Annotated in this window: 23 protein-coding genes; 10 read left to right on the top strand and 13 right to left on the bottom strand. The window is 36.2% G+C overall.

Features of this window, described 5'->3' with window-relative positions; genetic code table 11:
* Positions 1-229 precede the first annotated feature (229 nt).
* Both AQF98_RS03590 and AQF98_RS03585 read left to right on the top strand, forming a co-directional pair.
* Positions 230-802, top strand: coding sequence for a Crp/Fnr family transcriptional regulator (locus AQF98_RS03590; protein ID WP_055130533.1), 573 nt, complete (start codon positions 230-232; stop codon positions 800-802).
* Positions 803-996: 194 nt separating this feature from the next.
* A complete protein-coding gene (locus AQF98_RS03585; protein ID WP_200911830.1) occupies positions 997-1,938 on the top strand; it encodes an NAD(P)-dependent alcohol dehydrogenase in 942 nt (313 codons plus the stop codon).
* A gap of 68 nt (positions 1,939-2,006) precedes the next feature.
* Here AQF98_RS03585 and AQF98_RS03580 read toward each other — a convergent pair whose 3' ends face one another.
* From AQF98_RS03580 to AQF98_RS03560, 5 genes are all read right to left on the bottom strand, one after another.
* Positions 2,007-3,038: an AraC family transcriptional regulator gene (locus AQF98_RS03580; RefSeq protein ID WP_055130532.1), complete on the bottom strand. Its 1,032-nt coding sequence runs from the start codon at positions 3,036-3,038 to the stop codon at positions 2,007-2,009.
* A gap of 275 nt (positions 3,039-3,313) precedes the next feature.
* Complete coding sequence (locus AQF98_RS03575) at positions 3,314-3,772, bottom strand: hypothetical protein (protein ID WP_055130531.1); 459 nt, start codon at positions 3,770-3,772, stop codon at positions 3,314-3,316.
* 126 nt (positions 3,773-3,898) lie between these two features.
* Positions 3,899-4,765, bottom strand: a complete 867-nt coding sequence (locus AQF98_RS03570) for an AraC family transcriptional regulator (protein WP_055130530.1) — start codon at positions 4,763-4,765, stop codon at positions 3,899-3,901.
* 138 nt (positions 4,766-4,903) lie between these two features.
* Entirely contained in the window at positions 4,904-5,668 is a 765-nt protein-coding gene (locus tag AQF98_RS03565; protein WP_055130529.1) for a hypothetical protein, read from the bottom strand.
* Positions 5,665-6,159 carry a MarR family winged helix-turn-helix transcriptional regulator gene (locus AQF98_RS03560; protein ID WP_055130528.1) on the bottom strand — a complete coding sequence of 165 codons (495 nt, stop codon included), beginning with the start codon at positions 6,157-6,159 and terminating at the stop codon, positions 5,665-5,667. The genes AQF98_RS03565 and AQF98_RS03560 overlap by 4 nt, the downstream gene beginning before the upstream one ends.
* A 346-nt stretch (positions 6,160-6,505) precedes the next feature.
* Here AQF98_RS03560 and AQF98_RS03555 point away from each other — a divergent pair, with 346 nt between their 5' ends.
* The 4 genes from AQF98_RS03555 to AQF98_RS03540 all read left to right on the top strand — a co-directional run bounded on the left by AQF98_RS03555 (position 6,506) and on the right by AQF98_RS03540 (position 9,190).
* The gene (locus AQF98_RS03555; RefSeq protein WP_055130527.1) at positions 6,506-6,616 is read left to right on the top strand and encodes a hypothetical protein; all 111 of its coding nucleotides are present in this window, start codon (positions 6,506-6,508) and stop codon (positions 6,614-6,616) included.
* Positions 6,617-6,765: 149 nt separating this feature from the next.
* Positions 6,766-8,202 (top strand): 23S rRNA (uracil(1939)-C(5))-methyltransferase RlmD, encoded by a 1,437-nt coding sequence (gene rlmD / locus AQF98_RS03550; RefSeq protein WP_055130526.1) that lies wholly within the window; start codon positions 6,766-6,768, stop codon positions 8,200-8,202.
* Positions 8,202-8,768 carry a hypothetical protein gene (locus tag AQF98_RS03545; protein WP_152969623.1) on the top strand — a complete coding sequence of 189 codons (567 nt, stop codon included), beginning with the start codon at positions 8,202-8,204 and terminating at the stop codon, positions 8,766-8,768. Before rlmD ends, AQF98_RS03545 begins: the two co-directional genes overlap by 1 nt.
* Positions 8,769-8,773: 5 nt before the next feature.
* A complete protein-coding gene (locus AQF98_RS03540) occupies positions 8,774-9,190 on the top strand; it encodes a hypothetical protein (RefSeq protein ID WP_055130524.1) in 417 nt (138 codons plus the stop codon).
* Here the strand turns inward: AQF98_RS03540 and AQF98_RS03535 are convergent.
* The 5 genes from AQF98_RS03535 to recJ form a co-directional block, all read right to left on the bottom strand.
* Entirely contained in the window at positions 9,187-9,615 is a 429-nt protein-coding gene (locus AQF98_RS03535) for a CBS domain-containing protein (protein ID WP_055130523.1), read from the bottom strand. The genes AQF98_RS03540 and AQF98_RS03535 overlap by 4 nt on opposite strands.
* 93 nt (positions 9,616-9,708) lie before the next feature.
* A complete protein-coding gene (locus AQF98_RS03530) occupies positions 9,709-10,116 on the bottom strand; it encodes a YkvA family protein (protein WP_055130522.1) in 408 nt (135 codons plus the stop codon).
* Between the two features lie 134 nt (positions 10,117-10,250).
* On the bottom strand, positions 10,251-11,762 hold the full coding sequence (locus tag AQF98_RS03525; protein ID WP_055130521.1) for a GH3 auxin-responsive promoter family protein: 1,512 nt from the start codon (positions 11,760-11,762) through the stop codon (positions 10,251-10,253).
* A 12-nt stretch (positions 11,763-11,774) separates the two neighbouring features.
* On the bottom strand, positions 11,775-12,509 hold the full coding sequence (gene lptB, locus AQF98_RS03520) for an LPS export ABC transporter ATP-binding protein (RefSeq protein WP_055130520.1): 735 nt from the start codon (positions 12,507-12,509) through the stop codon (positions 11,775-11,777).
* Between the two features lie 41 nt (positions 12,510-12,550).
* Positions 12,551-14,260 (bottom strand): single-stranded-DNA-specific exonuclease RecJ, encoded by a 1,710-nt coding sequence (gene recJ, locus AQF98_RS03515; RefSeq protein WP_055130519.1) that lies wholly within the window; start codon positions 14,258-14,260, stop codon positions 12,551-12,553.
* Between the two features lie 150 nt (positions 14,261-14,410).
* Here recJ and AQF98_RS03510 point away from each other — a divergent pair, with 150 nt between their 5' ends.
* A complete protein-coding gene (locus tag AQF98_RS03510) occupies positions 14,411-15,175 on the top strand; it encodes an MBL fold metallo-hydrolase (RefSeq protein ID WP_152969631.1) in 765 nt (254 codons plus the stop codon).
* A gap of 16 nt (positions 15,176-15,191) precedes the next feature.
* Here AQF98_RS03510 and AQF98_RS03505 read toward each other — a convergent pair whose 3' ends face one another.
* From AQF98_RS03505 to AQF98_RS03495, 3 genes are all read right to left on the bottom strand, one after another.
* Positions 15,192-15,587, bottom strand: coding sequence for a response regulator (locus AQF98_RS03505; RefSeq protein ID WP_055130517.1), 396 nt, complete (start codon positions 15,585-15,587; stop codon positions 15,192-15,194).
* 140 nt (positions 15,588-15,727) lie between these two features.
* The gene (locus tag AQF98_RS03500; protein ID WP_055130516.1) at positions 15,728-16,315 is read right to left on the bottom strand and encodes a YceI family protein; all 588 of its coding nucleotides are present in this window, start codon (positions 16,313-16,315) and stop codon (positions 15,728-15,730) included.
* A 203-nt stretch (positions 16,316-16,518) separates the two neighbouring features.
* Complete coding sequence (locus tag AQF98_RS03495) at positions 16,519-19,626, bottom strand: protein O-mannosyl-transferase family (protein ID WP_055130515.1); 3,108 nt, start codon at positions 19,624-19,626, stop codon at positions 16,519-16,521.
* Positions 19,627-19,999: 373 nt separating this feature from the next.
* Here AQF98_RS03495 and AQF98_RS03485 point away from each other — a divergent pair, with 373 nt between their 5' ends.
* The 3 genes from AQF98_RS03485 to pth all read left to right on the top strand — a co-directional run bounded on the left by AQF98_RS03485 (position 20,000) and on the right by pth (position 22,546).
* Positions 20,000-20,941 carry a ribose-phosphate pyrophosphokinase gene (locus AQF98_RS03485; protein ID WP_055130514.1) on the top strand — a complete coding sequence of 314 codons (942 nt, stop codon included), beginning with the start codon at positions 20,000-20,002 and terminating at the stop codon, positions 20,939-20,941.
* A 119-nt stretch (positions 20,942-21,060) separates the two neighbouring features.
* A complete protein-coding gene (locus tag AQF98_RS03480; protein WP_055130513.1) occupies positions 21,061-21,642 on the top strand; it encodes a 50S ribosomal protein L25/general stress protein Ctc in 582 nt (193 codons plus the stop codon).
* Positions 21,643-21,985: 343 nt separating this feature from the next.
* On the top strand, positions 21,986-22,546 hold the full coding sequence (gene pth, locus AQF98_RS03475) for an aminoacyl-tRNA hydrolase (RefSeq protein ID WP_055130512.1): 561 nt from the start codon (positions 21,986-21,988) through the stop codon (positions 22,544-22,546).
* Positions 22,547-22,553: the final 7 nt, after the last annotated feature.

The following is a 22,553-nucleotide window of genomic DNA, read 5'->3' as shown; positions in this document are numbered from 1 at the left end:
GTACCTAAAAGTTAAGTTTTCGTTAAGGATTTTAATGGATGGAGTAAATCTTTAGAGAAGAATACTTTAGATATGTTGACACAGTAGTTTTTTGTTGATGTAAAACTGATTGTCACGTTTGATATTAATCTATTGATGATCACAAATTAAATTGGATTTGCCATCCTGTTTACTCCCTTCTGATTTTTCTTTCAATATATTTGCTATATTAAAAACGTCAATACTCCTGATGGAACAAATACTTTTTGATTACATAGAAAACTATATTCAACTTTCAGTAGAAGAAAAGCAGATCATTAAAGATTTGAGTCTGATGAAAACTTACGAGAAAGGAACGGTATTGTTAGCAGAAGGGCAAAAATCACAGGATAACTATTTCGTGCTAAAAGGTTGTTTAAGGAGCTATTATGTAATTGATGGCGAAGAAAAGACCACTGGATTTTATACAGAACTGGAAGTATTGGCTCCACTTTGTGTAATGAAAGGAACACCATCCGAGTATTATATCTCTTGTGTAGAGCATACTGTGTTGCTGGTTTCCAATCCCAAAGTTGAGCAAGAAGGATTTGCTAAATTCCCAAGATTTGAAATGTTATGTAGGGTACTGTCGGAAAAATTAGCAGCCAAAATACAATTCGAATTTGACAGTTTTAAAACCTCCAATCCAGAGAAACGTTATCTCACTTTATTACAAAACCGCCCTGATCTTTTTCAAAGAGTACCTCAACATCAATTGGCAAGCTATTTAGGTATTACCCCTCCATCATTGAGCAGGTTACGAAATAGGTTGGTGAAAAAGTAACAACTTTCCCATTATAATTTTTCAGAGGGCTTCATTTCTTAACTTTAGTTAACGGATTAAGTATAACTCGGTTCATAATATTGTAGAAATATTTGTAATCATTATGAAAACAAGAATAGTTTCACTCACATTAGTGTTGAACCCTCTATTGCAGTTATACACCGCTCTTATACATTTCATTCTAAAATATGCAAATGATGAAAGCAGCGATATGTAGTCAATACGGTCCCCCAGAGGTTTTACAGTTACAAGAAGTAGCTATGCCCTTGTGTAAAGACAATGAAATATTAGTAAAAATTATGGCTACAGCTGTCAACTCTGGCGATGTTAGAGTTCGGGGCCTTGTCGTGAGTGGTTTTCTAAAAATAGTTATGCGATTGGTTTTGGGTTTTTTTAAACCTCGTCGCCCAATTTTAGGTACTGTTTATGCAGGTATTGTTGTAGAAACTGGAAAAAATATAAGCCAGTTTAAAGTAGACGAAAAGGTATTTGGAATAACGGGTTTCAAGTTTGGTACCTATGCAGAATATATTAGTGTGAATGAAAAAAGTATTGTAACCCACATGCCGATCAATGCGAGCTTTGAAGCAGCGGCCTCGTTGCCTTTCGGCTGGCATACTGCCATTCATTTTTTAGAAAGAGCGGGTATTGAGAACGTTAAAAAGCCAAAAGTGCTCATTTATGGTTCAACAGGGTCGGTAGGTGTGGCAGCAGTACAATTGGCTAACTATTTTAATGTAGCATTAACTGTAGTTTGCAGTTCTGAAGGTAGGGAATTGATGAGAAATTTAGGCGTTGATAACGTTATTTGTTATGACCTGCAAGATTTTACACAAACACCTCAAAAGTTCGATATCATTTTTGATGCCGTAGGTAAAACATCCAAGCCTGTTTGTAAACATTTGCTCAATACAGGAGGGAATTTTGTAACAGTGGGCGGTTTAGATATGGCAACTGAGAAAGTTATTCACCTTCAATTTATTAGACAGTTATTTGAAAAGCGGAAATGTAGGGCTATTATTGATAGGGTATACCCGTTCAGCGACATAGTGGCTGCACATGCTTATGTTGATGCTGGCCGAAAGAAAGGAGATGTAGTAGTGACTATGTGTGAAATTGATGAAGTTGTTAAATAATGGGGACAAGTACCTGGGCTAAATGTCTTTTAGAGGCTTTGGTTTATAAGGAGGAAGTTTAACTGAACTTATTTTGAGTAGGCTTTCTGGTATTCGGCAGGGGTTAGTCCTGTTGTTTTTTTAAATGCTGTAAAGAAGGTCGATTTTGAATTAAAGCCACTGTCATAGCCTAAACTTTCAATGGTATAGTTTTTTTCAGTTTCCAATAGTTTTTTTGCTTTTTCAATTCTATATTCCTTAATCAGGCTGGAGAAAGATTTACCTAATATTTCATTTATGTATTGCGACAAGAGATGCTTGGTTACTTTTAGTTCTTTTGCAGCTTCTTCGAGTGTAAAGTTTGGATTAAGGAACAGCTCTTTTTCAATAATGATGGATAGTTTTTGACCAATGATATCCAACGTTTTTGGGTCAATTTCTTTGTTTTTATACTTCTCTTTTTCTTGGAAAAAACTGGTTTCACGGCTGTTCTTGAAAATTAAAAGGAGCACAATTACGTATAAAATAAATGTGAATGACAGTGCTCCAGTTATATAAGAGGTATAGGCTGATGTATTATAGGCCAGCCATATCAGCGCAACCCCCAGGTAAATGCTCAATATCCATATATCTATTTTGCGTAGGCTTTCTCTCTGTTTAATTTTTTTGACAATTGGCAAAAGGTATTTTGCCGACAAAACAATATAAATGAACCACTGGACGTAGATTGCCAATAAAATCCACTTGCTCCAAATGCTACGATATTCAACATAGGGATAGAAAAAGCCTAAAATAGATATGATGGCCACATAAGGTATCACGTGTTTTGCCCAATTGGGCTTTTGATCTTCTGTATAGGTTTTGAGGTATAAAAAAAGAAATGGACCAATTAGCACACAGGCAGAAAGCCCAATCTGGATAAAAATATTAGATAGATGTGGATTGAAATAAAAAAATACAGACTTAATGATCCTAATACTTAAAACCAGCAGCAGCAGGGATAAAAAATAATTCGTAAAAATTTTCTTTTTGGCATGTACGGCAAAATAAACCGAAAGCAAGAAACCATTAAAAGCACCCAAGGCACTAAAAAAGAAGAGGAATTGATCTGATCCAGTCATTTTAAGGTAAATGAATAGTGGTTTAAGTTATTGATGAACCACTTCTCGTTAAAATTTGTCGAAGGTAATTATTTTTTGCAAGACTGTTATTTATCACTAGCTATCTAATTTTTATAGCAAAAACAAAAAGGACCCTTTTAAGAAGTCCTTTTTGTTTTCAATACTTTATTTAACTGTTGCAAAGTCGGGGTCTGCTAACTCCAACTTTTTACTGAAATTCTTTTCCAGCAGTTTGCTTTCTGCTAATCAACAATAGTTGTAAGCAGTAAACCAGCTTACTTGGTATAAGTATATGCTTGGGCAAAATCATTTTGTGTAATGGTTTGGTTAATTTCGGCTCTTGCTTGTCCTTCTATTACAGGTACGATTTTGATATTGAAACTGGTGCCTGTTTTTGCTGAGGCACCTAAGCCTACTATTGTGCCATCAAGTGGCATAGCCGTTTCTACAACTACAGGTCCTGCAGACAATTGCGCTGTAGTGATATCCACTACTGGTTTATCTGCTTGTGTTTGGCCATTGACTTTAAAAAAGACATTCCCCTGGTTTGCACCGGCTGCCGTAAAGGATAAAGCAAAATGTTCGGCATTTTGAATTCCTGTTGCGGTAATTGTAAATTTCATGTTGGCTGATTTATTACTGTCGCCCCCATTTTTATCTTTTTTACAAGATGAAAGTGCATTCATTGCCATAACAGGCAACATCAATAAAATTAAATTTCTAATCGTTTTCATAAGATATGGTTTTAAATTTTTCTAAACAATAGGAGGCAAAGCGTGGATTTGATCCTATTCCTTTTTCTGTAAAATTAGAACATGCCTAGCTTACTAAAATGGTCATTTTGTCTTTAAAATGATCATTTACATCTCCTTTCGGTACTGTTGAGGGGTGGTGCCAGTAAATTTTTTAAAGAAACGGTTAAAATTAGATGGATCTGAAAAGCCAAACTCATAAGCAATTTCTTTTGCTGATTTGTTTTGGTAAAGCTGTTTCTTTATTTCTGAAATCAGTTTATAATGGATCATTTGTTGGACTGATAGCCCGCTAAACTGTCTGCAAATTTTATTAAGGAAGCCTGGGCTTACATTAAGCATTTTTGTATAGGCTTCAACACTCCGATTATCCACAAATTTCTTTTCCAGTAAAGATCGAAATCTATAAAAATCTGAGTGGACATAGGGATCCTTTTGAACATTGTAGACACCTATATAATATCTATTGAGAATAACAAGTAACTGATATAAAAGTGCCCTGATCAAATGATTGCTATCATTATGAAGCTGCCCGAATTCCTGTTCTATTCCATATAAAAGTTCTAGACATTTTCCAAATGGTATTTCAGAGAGCTGCATGTTGGTAGGACGTAAATATTGATGGAAATAATGAAATCGATACAGGAATAGTTCATCTGAAAAAAAAAGATGGAGAAAATCTTTTTCAAAGAATAGCGTATAGCCGCTTACTTTCTCCTCAATTTGCCAACGGCGCATTTGTCCTGGACTTGTGAAAATAATGGTTTGTGGAGTAATTGATACCTTATTTTCGTCTAATGTAAAAGTGCCAGTTCCCTTTTCGATAAAGATAATCTCGTAAAAACTAAATTGATGTAACGTACTATTTGATACATAATTTTTCAATGTTTCAATACGTCCAATATCTAATAAGAGTTCAGAACCGTACTTATAGGGGAGAAAGTGATAAGTTTTGATTTTTTCAACAGCTGCCATTTCTTTTTACTGTTTCTTCCCGCACTAAAAATGAGTTAAAATATAAATTCCCCATATCTATTTAATTGACAACACAGTGTACGCTTTAGAATGATCAGAAATATCATACACGGTTATTTTAAAATCGTGTAAGTGCAGTTATTCATAAATTACATAGTTTATTTTATCTACACCAGTATTGCCTGTTTTTTTATCATATGCATATAAAATCAGTTCATAATTTCCGCTAGCATTAATTTGGGTTTGCCCTTCGAAAAGATTAGTCGAGACAAATGTCATTTTAACATCTTTCAGCTGTTTGCCATCCTTCTTAAGAATTCCCTTCACCTCAAATTCTTCAGCATTCCAAACACCTCCTTTTTCTATCACACAGCCGCACATCATTACAACGTTGGCCTCAAATTGGAATGGCTTGTCCTTAATCGAACTAAGAGCGATGTACTGATGAGTGCGAGGTTTCAATATATCTATAATAAAGCCTGGGATTTCTAGGATAATTCCATCTCCCAATATATCCTTGCCCGGAATTAGCCACAGTTCGGTACTTACTTTTGCCTGTGCCTGTTTGTGGTTGAAAGGGGAGACCACCTCTATGCTTACAAATGTAGGCTCATCAATATCTATTTTGGCCAAAAAACCTGCCGTTTGTGCATCAACAATTGAACTTTCTCTAGTCTTCACTGCTTTCATAATCAGTTCTGTATTACCTGTGCTGCCACTTGTTTTGCCTTCAGCCAAAATCTGCTGGTTTGTTTTATTTCTAATGATTACATAAGCGCCTCCAAGCGAACTGCCAATGAATTTGGCATCTCTCGCTTTGGCCCTTACCATAATTTTAGTTTCAGTAGCAGATAGGGCTTTTACAGAAATAAGGAGTGCTATAACAAATAATAATTTCTTCATGAGTTTTCTTTTTTTAGGTATTCGCTTTTAAATCTTTTATGAAAAGAGGTACTTTCCAGCTTTGCATCTATATGGTCGAGATAGCGGAGTATGCTAAGATCTTCATCCAAAATCTCCAATATCGCTCTTTCACAGCTCTGCCAAATAGTTTCAAGTTGGGGCAACATCTTCAATGCTTTTTCAGAAAGAGAAACTAGTTGCTTACGTTTATCAATACTGTCTTTTCTAACATACAGATAACCTTTATCGGTCATCTTTTTTACAATAATTGCTACAGAAGGATGTGCGTAACCCAAAGGCTCTGCAATGGCCGTAATCGAAATTTCCCCCTCTCTCTGCAAAAGCATGAACACTAGGTACCAGTTTGGTTCAATATCTATTCCCATCTCTTTATAGAATTTTCTAACATCATGCGACATCCGGTCGCTAATCCTTTTCAACCTACTATCGAGTGCCTTATATCCCAGTTCCTTAATAAGATCAATATTCATATTTACATTTTTAAGGCAAATATATAATAAATAAAGTTAACTATATAGTTAACTTTATTTATTTGAGTCGAATTTGTTAAAATATTTTAATGGATATACTGGACAAGCCAAAATGATTGATCTTGCAACACCATTTTAACTTTAGCTATAAAAAGTAAGAAGAAATCAATCACATGGATAAGGTTATTCGAGGTAGTAATTTGCGTTCAATTGCTACATCTTCATATCACATTGGCTAAATAACTCAAATTTTTGGAGAGGATTACTTTACATAAAGTTAACATATACCGTTTTGGTTTTTGGTTCATAATTAGCTATATTTGCATAATTATCAATGTAATTCGTCATGAGTAAAGAAGTATTAGAAATTTCTGTAATGGTTGATGAACAATTTGACATGAGCTTTAACTTGGTTGAAGGCATTTTTGGATTAATCCTTAAAGTTTTTGGGAAGTAAAAAAGTTCACTAATTGTTTAAATAATCGAGTTAAGTAACTCGATAGAGATGGTATGTGCTAAAAATGGCATTAACACCTCATTACTTTACCTATTTCTGCCTTAAACCTTAGGCCTTCTACCTTCCACCTTTTTATTATATTTGCAGCAATGAGTAGAAACAGAAGAAATGCTGAGCCTATCCGGATTGCCGGATTGAGTATTATTGATATTGCCGAAGAAGGTAAAGGAGTGGGCAAGGCCGACGAATTGGTTATTTTTGTAGACAAGGCCGTTCCAGGCGATGTGGTGGATGTGCGTTTGGTTAAAAAGAAAAAGAATTTTGCCGAAGCCATTATTGAACGATTAGAAACCCCTTCTGAATTTCGTAAAGATCCTTTCTGTAGTCACTTTGGTACTTGTGGTGGCTGCAAATGGCAACACATGGATTACGATGCCCAATTGCGTTTCAAACATAAAAATGTAGAGGCGGCTTTGCAACGTTTAGCCAAAGTAGATACCACTGTAATGGAACCAATTTTGGGCTCTGCAGCAAACAAGTACTACCGTAACAAACTGGAATATACTTTCTCTAATAAACGTTGGTTAAATGCTACTGATATGGAATTTGAAGCTGAAGGCAGAGAAATGAATGCCCTAGGTTTTCATGTTCCACTACGCTTTGATAAAATTTTAGATATAGAACATTGTTATTTACAGGCCGAACCAAGTAATAACCTCCGATTAAGTGTAAGAGCATATGCATTGGAAAAGGGGTTGAGCTTTTACGATCTGCGTAACCACGAAGGAGCATTGCGTAACCTCATTATCAGGACTTCATCAACCGGAGAAGTAATGGTAGTGGTAGTTTTTGCTTATGTAGAACAAGAACAGATTGATGGATTAATGGAACACCTTAAAAATACTTTTCCAGAAATTACATCACTCTTATATATTGTAAACCAGAAAAAGAACGATACCATTTTCGACCAAGAGGTGATCAATTATGCAGGTAGAGATCATATTTTTGAAGAAATGCCAGTTGATGGCTTGGCAGGAGGAGTGGTGAAGTTTAAAATAGGTGCAAAATCTTTTTATCAGACCAACTCTGAACAGGCTTTTGAACTGTATAAAATAACCAAGGAGTTTGCTGATTTTAAAGGCGATGAACTGGTTTATGACTTATATACAGGTGCAGGTACAATTGCCAACTTTGTTGCAGGTAGTGTGAAACAAGTAGTAGGGATAGAATATGTGCCAACAGCTATAGAAGACGCAAAGTTTAATTCTGCCTTAAACGGAATTGACAATACGCTTTTTTATGCCGGAGACATGAAGGATATTTTAACTCCCGAGTTTATTGCAGCACATGGTAAACCAGAAGTGGTAATTACAGATCCGCCGAGGGCTGGAATGCATGCTGATGTGGTAGCCCGATTATTGGAGATGGAAGCACCGAAAATTGTATATGTAAGTTGTAATGCTGCTACACAAGCTCGTGATCTGGCTTTGCTAAAAGAAAAATATGATGTGGTACGTATCAAACCAGTAGATATGTTTCCGCATACACAGCACGTAGAAAACGTGGTGTTGTTAAAACTTAAATAATGAATAAACTTTGCATTTATTTAGGCGCCCTAATGCTACTGATTGCTTGTAACAACAATAAGCAAACAGTAAATAATGCTGCAAATACTGCCGATACCACTAAAAATGGTTTTACAGTAGATTATGGCAAGCAAGAAGTGGATACTGTGGTACTCAGTACAACAGATTCGGCATTTGTGGTGAAAAATAAAGCAATTAAAGATGATATGGGAGATAAACAAAAGGATTACACCATCCAGGTTTATTTTACCAATCTGAGTTGGCCAAAACTCTCTTTTAAAAATGCAATTGGAGCAGATTTGGCATTGACAGGAGATTTAGATGGAGATCATCTGCCAGAATTATTGTTCAGACCAGAGTGGTTTAGCAGTTGTTGGTCAACTGTTAATTTGTTCTCCTTAAAGAACCATACTTGGAAAATGATCAAAAATGGCAGTATGTATTTTTGTTCAGATCAATATCCATTAAGTAAACGTGTGGTTAAAACGGATACAGGTTATGGTTTATTAACCGATAGTTTAACCGATGATAAATTTATTACCCTAAAGAAAACGATCAAGTTTTAAGAGATATGGAATCGGAAGAGTTATTGAGCAATTTTGGCCAAGAAGGAAATGGCGAAAATAAAGAAAAGAAAAAAAGCCCGTTAATCAGTTTAGAGAAGGATTTAACATTTTATGCTGAATCGATCAAAGAAGTTGCGGTAGAGATTATGGTCGAAGGGATTTCTAAAACTCCAATTTTTATTGCACACCAACATCAGGTAAGTATTGGTGAAGTGATTTTAAATAAAGAAGACCTGAATACCGATTGGACTATACAAGCCTCTACATTAGAAGAATTTGTTCAAAAAGGGATCATTCATCCTGATAAAAAAGAGCAGTTTCTAAAGACCTATAAAAAGCCAGAAAACTACATGTGTGTTTTCGTAATCGTGCCCGAAGGAGCTAATTTTATTTATTATCCTTACCCTAAAAGCGCTAACTAGCTATTGATATAACTTTCTAATTGCGAAATGGTCTGTTTTTGATCTGCGATAATAAATTTCACCACATCACCAATAGAAACCATACCCAATGTTTGCTTATCGACCATTACAGGTAAGTGCCTAATGTGTTGATCTGTCATGATCTGCATACATGTGTCTATGCTATCTGCAGGACCAACTGTAATTGGTGTTACCGTCATGGCATCACTAATAGGGGTATCCTTTGATGATTTACCATGTAATATAATTTTTCTGGCATAATCACGCTCAGTAAAAATGCCCAATAACTGTTCGTTCTCCATAATGAGCAAAGCACTAATGTTTTTCTCTGTCATTATCTTTAGGGCTTCTAAAACCGAAGTAGTTGGAATAACGCTATAAAGCTGAACAGGTTTAGCGTTTAATATCTGTTGAACTGTTTTCATAATCCTTTGTTTGTTAGCTACTTAAATATAACTTAAAAAAACAGCAATCACAAGAAAGAAATGGCAACAATTATAAACATCTTGCGCAAAAAGTTAGATATGGATGGTGGTTCTTTGTCCATCTTTCCAGACCTGATATTTTTCAAGATCCTTAGCTATTTGTTTATAAATCAGTGTTAAAATGTAGATATCATCTATAAAACCTAGGCCAACTATAAAATCGGGGATCAGATCTATAGGGGAAATAAAATACAATAGGCCTGCGATAACGGTAACAACTGAACGTTTAGACAGCTGTGTATAACTTCCGTTAGCATAGTCTTTGGCTAATGAAAAAAGCAATTGTAATTGCTGCCAAACATCGGTTAGGGCACCTTTGTGTAAGGTAGCTTTTTTAATACCTTCCTGTATTTTTGCTAACGTTTGATCTTTGTCTTTTACCAATTTTTTGGCCTTTTTACCAAAAGAATTAAAAAGGGTTTGAAGTCGATTGAGGTTCATAGGGTTTTTGTTTATCAACTATTGTCAATAAACGTACCTAAATCAATTTCCTTACAGAGCGTTTGTAAATAGTGCTTTTGGTCTGGTCTTCGACTGGCTTAAGTTGGTCGGGATTTACAATCTCGACCATAATGTTAAGGCAACATTTCTAAAATCTCATCCACATACTTGCGGTCATTGGCCAAACGTGGTACTTTATGTTGGCCACCCAGCTTTCCACGGGCCTTTAACCATTTGTAAAAAGTATCTGGTGGAGCATTGTGTACCTTTGGTCTGCGGAGTGCCATGTCTTTAAAACGCTTGGCATCATAGTCAGAGTTTACCTCACGTAAGGTTTCGTCCAATATGGTAATAAACTGCTCAAAATCTGTTGGCTGTGTTTCAAATTCAATAATCCACTCATGTCCTCCAGCCTCTTCACCTTTGAAATAAATAGGACAGGCCGTGTAATCCTTTACCTTTGCTGCGGTTGTTGCACAGGCCTTGGTTAAGGCATTCTCTGCATTGTCAATAATCACCTCTTCGCCAAAAGCATTGATAAAATGTTTGGTACGTCCTGTAATCTTAATTCTGAAAGGAGAAAGTGAAGTAAACTGAATGGTATCTCCAATTAAGTATCTCCATAAACCTGCATTGGTAGAGATAATGATGGCGTAATTTTTATGCAGCTCTACTTGCTCTAAAGAAAGGGTCTTTGGGTTTTCATCTTCTAAGTTTTCTAAGGGTAAAAACTCATAGAATATACCATAGTCAAGCATTAATAGCAGCTCTTCAGAGTGATCCTGGTCTTGGATCCCAAAAAAACCTTCAGATGCATTGTAGGTTTCTAGGTAATACATCTCATCAGAAGGAATGAGTTCTTTGAATTGTTCTCTATAGGGTGCAAAGTTTACAGCACCATGAAAATAAAGTTCCAGATTGGGCCAAACTTCTAATAGGTTATTTTTTCCGGTTATTTCAAGTACTTTTTTGGCCAGTACAATGGTCCATGTAGGTACACCAGAAATATTGGTTACGTTCTCTTTGATGGTAGCTTCGGCCATTTTATCCATCTTTTCTTCGTAATTATCCATTAGTGCAATGGAAATATCAGGCGTTCGGTAATATTCTGCCCACATCGGCAAATTTTTAATCAATACAGCAGAAAGGTCGCCATAGTGGATATCATCGCAAAGCTGATTGATCTGGTGACTGCCACCTAAAACCAGCCCTTTTCCAGTAAACATCTGGGTGTTTGGCCTGTTATTGCAATAAATGGAAATCATGTCCTTTCCACCTTTAAAGTGGCACTCTTCTAAAGCTTCTTCAGATACTGGAATAAATTTACTTCTATCGCTTGTTGTACCAGATGATTTGGCAAACCATTTGATTTCTGAGGGCCATAAAATATTCTGTTCGCCCTGGAGCATGCGCTCGATATATGGTTTTAAGGTATCGTAGTTTTGGATTGGAACCCTTTCCTTAAATTGATTGATGGTAAGGATAGATTTATAATCAAATAATTTACCCCATTCTGTATTTTCTGCACTCGAAATCAAAGTATGGAACCATTCTTCCTGAACATCTAGGGGGTACTTGATGAAAAGCTCAATCTGATGGATGCGCTTTTTCATGTACCAAGTAAAAATCGAATTTACAATTGCCATTTGATCGGTAATTTATATTTTTTTTCTACGCAGTACGAAGTTCGATCCTAAGTACACCTTTCGTACCATTTCATTTGCTGCCAATACTTCTGGTGTTCCAGATTCTAAAATCTTTCCTTCAAAAAGCAGGTATGCTCTATCTGTAATAGACAATGTTTCTTGTACGTTATGGTCGGTAATTAAGATGCCGATATTTTTTTGTTTTAATTTAGCAACAATAGTTTGGATTTCCTCAACCGCAATGGGGTCAACCCCAGCAAAAGGTTCATCTAATAGAATGAAGTTTGGGTTTGCAGCTAAAGCACGGGCAATTTCGGTTCTCCTACGTTCGCCTCCAGAAAGTAGGTCACCTCTGTTTTTTCTTACCTTATGCAAACTAAATTCATTAATTAACTCTTCTAGCTTTTCGTGTCGTTCTTCTTTGGTCAGTTTGGTCATCTCTAAAATGGCCATAATGTTATCTTCAACCGTTAGCTTTCTGAAAACACTGGCCTCTTGCGCCAGGTAACCAATCCCTTTTTGAGCCCTACGGTACATGGCATCTTTGGTAATGTCTTCTCCTTCTAAAAGAATTGTGCCCTCATTTGGTTTAATCAAGCCTACAATCATGTAAAAAGAGGTTGTTTTACCAGCTCCGTTGGGGCCAAGTAAACCCACAATTTCTCCTTGGCTAACTTCAAAAGAAACATTGTTTACAACAACACGTTGTTTGTATTTTTTAACCAGATTTTCGGCCTTTAATATCATTCTGTGATTTTAGATTTGCAATTTTAGCGCTACGATTTTATTTAAATCGAACCTTCTATTTTAATTCCTTTAATATTTAATTGTAATCGTTTTTTGTCTTTCCAAACGTTTTCTTCAATTGTATAACAAACAGCAAAAGTTTGTTTTGGTTGCAACAATTTTTCAAACTCTCCTAATCCAAAAGCAATGGCCTCAAAAATAGCTGAATTTTGTTGCTTTATGCTTAGTTTTAAATGGTTTGCACCAACAACTTGGGCATTCCCTGCCAAAGATACACCATTACTTACAAAAATTGGCGCCATATTTTGAGGTCCAAAAGGAGCCATTTGTGTCAAGATCCGATAAAATTTTGCATCAATTTGCGATAATTCAATCGTTGCATCAATTTTAATTTCTGGAATGAGCAGGTTAGGACTAATGCTAGCCGAAACCACTTCTTCAAATTTTTCGGTAAATGGGATTAGGTTTTCTGGCTTAATGGTTAAACCAGCGGCATATTTATGGCCTCCAAACTGTTCTAGTAAATCGCTACAGGCCAAAAGGGCTTCGTATAGATCGTAACCTACTACCGAACGTGCAGAGCCAGTATAGTTTCCATTCGATTCGGTTAAAACAATGGTTGGTCGGTAATATTTTTCTGTTAAACGCGAAGCGACAATGCCAATTACGCCTTTGTTCCAGTCTGACTGAAATACAACGGTTGTTTTGCGGTTCATTAAAACTTCGCTTTCTTCAATAATGGCTAAGGCTTCGAGAGTAATGTTCTGATCAAAAGACTTGCGCTCGGTATTTTGCGAATTGATAAATGTACTCTGCTCATCTGCCAGTATCACCTCGTCACTGAGCAGCATTTTAACAGCATCTTTGGCATGTCCCATTCTTCCAGCCGCGTTAATGCGTGGAGCCAATAGAAATACCACATCGGTAATGGTATAAGAGTCTGATTTTCCAGAAATCTGCATCAATGCTTTTAAACCTGTACACGGATTGGAGTTGAGCTTGGCCAATCCAAAATGTGCCATTACCCTGTTCTCGTCTACTATGGGTACAATATCAGCAGCAATGCTCACCATACAGAGATCTAGATATTGCTCGTAATATTGGTCTGGTAAATTGTTGATTTGGCAATAAGCCTGCGCTAATTTAAAACCAATGCCACAACCCGACAATTCTTTAAACGGATACTCACAATCTGCTCTTTTTGGATCAAGCACAGCCACAGCATCAGGTAATTCATCACCCGGTAAATGGTGGTCGCAAATGATAAAATCTATAGCTAGCGTATTGGCATAGGCAATTTTATCAACTGATCTAATTCCGCAGTCTAACGCAATAATTAAGGTAAAGCCGTTTTCTTTTGCAAAATCAATTCCAGCAGTAGAAATTCCGTACCCTTCTTTGTGTCGATCAGGAATGTAATAGGCAATTTTGTTGGTAAATTGACTGAAAAAACTATAAGTTAAGGCAACTGCGGTAGTACCATCAACATCATAATCGCCATAAACTAAAATGTGTTCGTCATTTTGTAAGGCGCTGGTAATTCTTTCTATGGCCTGTTCCATATCCTTCATTAAAAAAGGATCGTGTAATTGGGCTATTTGAGGTCTGAAAAAGTATCGGGCTTCTTCAAAAGTAGTAACCCCTCTTTGTACCAGTATGTTAGCTAAACATTGGTCTATATTCAATTCGCGGGCAAGTTTTTCACTTGTTTCATTCTCCTCTTGGTCAACCTGCACCCATCTTTTTTCCATCTATTTCTGTTATTGTTTAATCTCTGTTTAGCTTGCCTGAACTTCCGTTTATCAAGATTTCAATGACGGTAAGTTCATACAGGTTCCCTATCTTTGCCTTGTAGTTCGTAAATATATCATTTAATTTCTTTTCAAAAAATAGCTATGTCTTTGCAAGTTTATACATTACACGAAGGGTCTTATTCTGTGGATATTACCAAAAAGTTTTTGCCTTTCGATCCTACAAAAGATAATCCCAAAGATAGACCTGCTTCTTTATTTATTCATGTACAGCCATTTTTGGTGAAGTTAAAAGATACATTGGTTTTGTTTGATACAGGTTTGGGCTATAGCAATGATCAAGGTCATCTACATTTACACGAAAATATCAAAAAGGCAGGGTTTAACCCCGATGATATTAGTATGGTATTGATGTCTCATTTGCATTTTGACCATTCGGGTGGAATGGTGCATCATTTAAATGGTAACATGGAGCTAAGTTTTCCAAATGCTACCTATGTAATACAGCGAGGAGAGTGGGAGAGTGCTTTTACCAGTTCATCATCATCATACCACACCGAAATTTTCGATTACCTACAACGCAATGCACAACTGAAATTTGTAGAGGGGTCTGGACAATTGACAGCAGAGATTAGTTATGAATTGACTGGAGCACATTGTCCATATCACCAAGTATTTTTAATTGATGATGGCCATGATAAAGTGTTTTTTGGTGGCGATGTTTTGCCAGAACCTGAAGAATTGATCAGAAAGTTTATTGCCAAATATGATTTTGATGGCAGAAAGGCGATGGAGTTGAGAGAAGAATTTGGGCAAAGGGCTGTAGCAGAACATTGGAAATGTTTGTTTTACCATGCCAAATCAAAATCTCAGGCTTATGTTGAACTAGACGAAGATCGTTTTAAAATTGTATAAGTATAGAGCGCTAAATTTATAACGCTTTGATCAACTCTGATAACCGTTCGATAGAAAGAGGTTTCGATATAAAACCTTTAACAGTTGAATAACTCTTTGTTCGTTCAATATCGTTTTCGTATACTGAAGAAGATAAAATATAGAGGTCAACATTTTGTTCGATCCCTAAAGTTTGGTAGGCCTCTACAAATTCCCAACCATTCATTACCGGCATATTGATATCTATTAATACTAGGTTTGGTAGGGTTTTTTCTGCTGTAATTGTTTCACTTAGATAATCTATAGCCTGCTGTCCATTGCTTTTGGCAACCATATCAATATCAAATCCTGTCTTCTCTACAATCTTTTTGATGATGAAAATATTAATATCGTCATCGTCTATCACTAACAGATTGATTTTATCGTCTAACATTGAGGGGGTTGTATAAATTAGAAATACCTTTTCTAATGCATTTAAAGGTAGATAATGCAAGTTGAAATAGCAATAAGTTTTTATAAACAAAAAAGACCTAATATTGTGATTAGGTCTTTTTTGTTTGTGTTTTATTCAACTTATTTTTTAGCTACTAATTTCACTGCTAAAGTAAAATCATCGTAGATAAAGTTGTCACCAATATTAGAAAATACTGATTTTGACTTAAATTGAATACCAAATTTCGTTCTGTCGATGGTAATTTTATCGGCAGTAGCAGTAACAGTTTTATCTGCATTCCATGCAATTGTAGCTGGGAAAGTGATAGAACTAGTAACACCTTTAATGGTTAAATCTCCTGTAACATTTACGCTAGCACCAGAACCGTCAACTTTTTTGATTACAAAGTTAGCTGCAGGGAATTTGTCAGCGCCAAAAAAATCATCAGCTTTTAAGTGTTTTTCTAAACCAGCATTTTTGTCTGCATCTTTAATTGTTGTCATATTTACAACAAAACCGCCTTCAGCAAGTTTTTTTCCATTAAAGCCTAAAGTTCCAGAGGTTAAGTTAACAGTTCCGTTATGAGAACCTGCAAATTTTTTGCCTTCCCAAGTAATAGACGATTTAGTAACATCTACAGTGTAAACATCTGCTTTTGGAGCAAACGCAAGGAAAGAAAAGCTGCTTACAACAGCTAGTAATAGGATTGAGGTGATTTTTAATTTCATCTGATTTTTTAATTTTTTTGTAAAGGTATTTAAATAGTTTTAGGTAAAAAATATCATATGTTAAGATTTCATTTTAGAAAATTTCTATTTAGTCTTAACCAAGATAAGTATGTTAGAGTTAAATATACACAAAAGGTTTAGCTTGCGTTCAACAAAAAATGCCACAATTAAATTGTGGCATTTCGATGTTTTTTTGATGATTGTTAATGTTGTGGCCCAGGGCCAAAGAACATGCTAAATCTATTGTAAAGCGCCTCATATTGGTTATTCAGCTCTTGTGATAGCTTTGTTTGTTTGTATTGGGCTGAAATTTTAATCATAGGCTCCAGTCCGTAGGTGAGACCCATTTGAACATTTTGCATTCCGATCAGTTGGTTTTTGCTTTTCGATACATCTGCCAAATAACCGATCTCTTTCTGTATGTAAGCAGCAGAAGTAGTAAGTAATTTATTCGCTTTATCAGTTTCTCCTAAAATATATAGGTTTTGTGCCATGGTAGGTACACTCATCATGTTACGGATACCATAAATTTTTGTAGGCATTACCTCATCATATTTACGTACCACTTTTTTAGCATCTTCAATTCTACCTGCTTTAATTAATCCAGTAATTAAAGTGTTAAAAAGTCTATTGAAGATCGAAATGTCATCAACCGATTGAGAATCTAAATAACGAGCATTTTTAATATTACCCCATTTAAATTTGTTCATTACATTATTATACAATGGATCTAGGTTAATCAAATCTTCACCTCTGTTAACAGTAATGCTATCTTGTTTTAGTGGTAACAAACGCAAAGCTAAACCTTCATTGTAAAGGTAGTTGTCTAAACCATTAAACTGCTCAGAAGGTACGGTGCTACAGAAATAAACCGGTCTTTTCCAATTGTTGTGTACAAGAATATCAAACATGGCCAAAGTACCTTTGGTTACATATCCCTTGTTAAATTTCCAGTCCATTTCTGGTGTAATTTTGGTCAAGTCTGAAGCAGGTAAGGTGCCAGAACTGATCACATCTTGTGGATTAACAGTTAACTTAAAGTTTTTGGTTGGGATAAAGTTGGTTTTGCTACCATCAATCAATCCAATTTTATCATCTGGATCTTCGGATAACAAAAGGTCAACAATTTCTTTAAGTTCTACAGAACCATTTACAGGCATTTCTCTATAGTACATTACATCTCGCTCTCCAGAAACATACTGCGATTCTTTCATGCTAATAGGCAAAGGCTCAGATTGGTGTACCTTTCTTCTCATGCCGTTGATATACCAGTCAGTATCAAATAGGCTCAGGTTAACTAAACGGATGTCGGGTCTAATGCCTTCTACCTCTTGTGCATACCACAATGGGTAGGTATCATTGTCGCCATAAGTGAAGAGAATAGCATTTGGTGCACAAGATTGCAGGTAACTTACTGCAATATCATGTGGAACCATTTTGGTAGAACGATCGTGGTCATCCCAGTTTTGGTTGGCCATTAACAAAGGAACTGCCAATAAAGAAATGGCAGTGGCGCCAATTGCTGCGGTTTGAGGACTCAGTTTTTTAAATACCCATTCTTTGATAGCAATTACCCCAAGCCCTATCCAAATGGCAAAGGCGTAAAAGGAACCTACGTAAGCATAATCTCGCTCTCTAGGTTCTAATGGCTTTTGGTTAAGGTATAATACAATGGCCAAGCCGGTAAAGAAGAATAAAGTACCAATGATACCTGCATCTTTTTGGTTTCTTCTAAAGTGCCATATTGCGCCTAAAAGACCTAAAATTAAGGGTAAAAAGAAATAACGGTTATAAGAATTACTCTCTGTAATGGAAGGAGGTAAGTGCGATTGGTCTCCTAGGTGTAGGGCATCAATTGGTTTGATACCACTTAACCACTGTCCTTCGTAAATACTACCTTGTCCTTGATCTTCATTTTGTCGGCCTGCAAAATTCCATAAGAAATAACGCATGTACATTAAACCTGTTTGGTAACGGGCAAAGAAGGCAACATTGTCAAAAAAGCTAGGGAAATGGGTATCACTAAAACCCATCAAATCTTTGTAGTAATTTACATGGCGATCTTCTTCACTATACATTCTAGGGAATAATACTTCGTGCTGTAAACGACGGATACTATCTGGGAAACCTTCGTTTTCGCCATAGATTTCTTTAGTTTTTTTGCCAGCGATTTCATATTTCGTAGCTCCTTTTCTGTAGATGTTTCCAGTTTCTACTCTGATTGGGTTACTACCATCGTCTTTATATTTAGGGATCGAGTTATAGTTTTTACCAACTAACAAAGGTCTATCACCATATTGTTCACGGTTAAGGTAACTTAAGAATGAGAAGGCATTGTCTGGATTACTATTGTTCAAGTTAGGTTTTGCCTGAGCTCTGATTAAAATCATGGCAAAAGAACCGTAACCAAAAATGATCAATACCGTAGATAATAAAGCGAGGTTTAAAATCTTTTTCTGGTGTTTGATAGAATATCTAATACCTAATACTAAGCCTGTTACCAATAAGATGATAAAGAAAAGTACGCCGGTTCCAAAACCTAGGCCTAGGGTATTCACAAAGAAAAGGTCAAAATAGGCACCAAAAGAAACCAGGTATTGAATAATGCCATATTGTACTACGGCCAAGATTAAAATACCAACCCCAAATGCTTTAAAGATGCCGGTAGTGGTAGGTTTTTCTGTTTTTCTGAAATAATAAACAAATGCAATAGCCGGAATGGTTAACAAGTTTAAGATGTGGATGCCAATAGAAAGCCCCATGATATAGGCAATAAATAACAACCATCTGTCGGCACGAGGCTCATCTGCATGTGCTTCCCATTTTAATATAGCCCAAAAAACAACTGCCGTAGCTAATGAAGAAAGTGCATATACCTCAGATTCTACTGCAGAGAACCAGAAACTATCAGAAAAAGTATAAGCTAAGGCACCAACGGCGCCAGCACCCATAATGGTAATTAAGTTGCTAGTGCTAATTTCTTCATTTCTTTTAACGAGTACTTTTTTAGCCAATGCGGTAATGGTCCAAAATAGAAATAAAATAGTGGCACCACTGGCAACAGCAGAGCCAACATTCATAAAATAAGCAACTTTAGTTACATCGCCCATGGCAAGCATAGAAAAGAAGCGTTGGATCATTAAGAAGAGTGGGGCACCTGGTTGGTGTACAACCTGCATTTTAAGTGCAGATGCAATAAACTCTCCGCAATCCCAAAAACTTACTGATGGTTCTAAGGTAAGAATGTAGGTTAAAGTGGCGATAAAGAAACAAATCCAGCCTACTACGTTGTTTATTTTTGAATATTTCATTGTCTAAATGGTAAAAATAAAATTCTTTGGCGCATAAAAATGCTGCCGAAAATAAAGAATTAGATTGATATTAGCGTAAAGATTTAAGGTCTTTTAACAAAAATTAACCGTTTATTGTGCGTTTGGGAGCTCTTTTAAAAATATTTTAATTTTTTTTTAATTCGGACTTGCAGATGTAAAAAATGTGCGTAAATTTGCATTCCATTTCAGAACAACGGTTGTGATGGAAAATTGTCCGATAGTATAAGGGTAGTACAACGGTTTTTGGTACCGTTTGTCTTGGTTCGAATCCAGGTCGGACAACAAATTTTTTTCGGATTGTGAATAAAACCGCAATCCGATTTTTTTTAACCAGCATTGATACCCGCAAATCATGCCATTGCAATTTAACCCAGTTAAGATTTTTGCCGGAAGTGGCACAAAAGATTTAGCGAAACAAATTGCCGACGCTTACGGCAAACCACTTGGAAATGTAACTTTAAGTCGGTTTAGCGATGGCGAGTTCCAGCCTTCATTTGATGAATCGATTAGAGGATGTGATGTCTTTTTGGTGCAATCTACCAATCAACCTACTGATAATTTAATGGAGCTTTTGCTCATGGTTGACGCTGCAAAAAGAGCGTCTGCACATTACATTACCGCGGTTGTTCCTTATTATGGCTTAGCTCGTCAAGATAGAAAAGATAAACCTCGTGTAGCGATAGGTGCAAAACTGGTTGCGAATTTATTAAAGTCTGCAGGTATCCATCGCATTATGACAATGGATCTGCATGCTGCACAGATACAAGGTTTCTTTGATATTCCGGTAGATCACTTAGATGGATCGGTTATTTTTGTGCCTTATATCAAGAGCTTAGGCTTGAAAAACTTGACCATTGCATCGCCTGATATGGGAGGCTCATACCGAGCTCGCACATTTGCAAAGTTTTTTAATGCTGAAGTTGTAATTTGTGATAAACGCCGTTTACGTGCCAATGAAATTGAATCGATGTCGATTATTGGTGATGTAACTGGACAAGATATTGTGTTGATGGATGATATTTGCGATACCGCTGGTACCTTAGCTAAAGCAGCAGCTTTAATTATGGAGAACGGTGCAAATAGTGTAAGAGCAGTTTGTACGCATGCCGTTTTATCTGGTAAAGCTTACGAAACCATAGAAAACTCGATGTTAGAAGAGTTAATTGTAACAGATACCATTCCTTTAAAACAAGAGAGTAGTAAAATAAGAGTGTTGAGCACTGCAAAATTATTTGCAAAGGCAATTGCCAATGTAAATGAGCATGGTTCAATAAGCGACCTTTTCAAAGTTTAGAAGAGTTGATCGGTTAACTGTTTAAATTGGTTAATCGTTTATAGTAAGAGTTAACCAGTTATGCAATTAACTAGTTAACCATTAGAAAGAATTTAATTTTAACAATAAATAACAATAAAATGAAAACAATCGCAATTAGCGGTTCTCCAAGAGAGAACGTAGGGAAACGCGATGCTAAAGAGCTTCGCTATGAAGGTAAAGTTCCTGCAGTATTGTATGGTGGTAAAGAGCAAGTGCACTTTGCAGTAACAAGCACAGATTTAAATGAGGCTATTTACACTCCAGAAGCTAACTTTTTAGAAATCACTATCGGTGGTACAAAAACTAAAGCTATTATTAAAGAAGCTCAATTTCACCCTTTAACTGATTTATTATTACACGTAGATTTTCTTCAATTATTTGATGATAAAGAAATTGTAATGGAAATCCCTGTTAAATTAACTGGAACTTCTCCAGGTGTTAAAATGGGTGGTAAATTGGTTCAGAAATTACGTAAATTACGTGTTAAATCATTACCTAAGCACATGCCTCAAGTAGTTGAAGTAAGCATTGCTAAAATGGAAGTTGGAAACTTGTTCCGCGTTCGTGATTTGCAAAAAGGTGAGTACGTTGTAACCAATACACCAGAAGATACAATCGTTTCTGTAGGTATGTCTAGAGCATTGAAACAAGCAGAAACTGAAGCAGCTAAAGGTAAATAATTAACCTAAGTTGTTTAAATAAACAAAGCGGTACAGAAGCAATTTTGTACCGCTTTTTTATGGGATAGGATTTTGTTGTGGACATCAATGACGGTAATTGGTTCGTGTAGACAAGAACCAAAGTTATGGAACCAATGGCTGTGTAATATAAACCTGATTGGAGTGGATGCCGATTTTTCTTCGGCAGCAACAAAAAGCAGGACTGAAATTGCCAAGAGCTACTAACATTGTTTTTCTGAATATCTTAAAGTTGAGATTTTCTGCCAGCTGTTGGTAAAATCAATATTTGTTTTAAAATTTTCTCACTTTCTCACTTCCCGACTTTTCTTTTTACCTTTACCGCATGAAATATCTGATTGTTGGTTTGGGTAATATTGGCCCAGAATACGCTAACACCCGACATAATATTGGTTTTAATATTGCCGATGAACTGGTAGACGACTTAGGTGGAAGTTTCGAGCTTTTACGTTTGGCCTATTATGCTGAAGTAAGTTTTAAAGGCAAAAAGCTTCATGTAATTAAGCCTACCACTTTTATGAATTTAAGTGGCAAGGCAGTTAACTATTGGATGAAAGACCTTAAAATTGCCCCAGAAAATGTGTTGGTACTGGTTGATGATTTGGCACTTCCATTAGGTAAACTCCGAATGAAACTGCAAGGCAGCAGTGCTGGGCACAACGGCTTAAAAAGCATTGAAGAGGTTTGTGGCGGACAAAACTATGCCCGCCTGCGTTTTGGGATTAGTGATAACTTTAGAAAAGGCCAACAAGCAGACTATGTTTTAGGGCTATTTGATAAAAACGAGCAAAAGGAACTGCCAACACTCATTAATCGTGGTGTAAGCATGATTAAAAGTTTTGCAACCATCGGGCCAGCACAAACCATGACCTTGTTCAATAAATAGTTTTCAG

It is taken from the genome of Pedobacter sp. Hv1, from assembly GCF_001412215.1.
Taxonomy (GTDB): Bacteria; Bacteroidota; Bacteroidia; order Sphingobacteriales; family Sphingobacteriaceae; genus Pedobacter.
The sequence above is the reverse complement of the archived record's forward strand: the minus strand, read 5'-3'. Positions and strand labels throughout refer to the sequence as shown.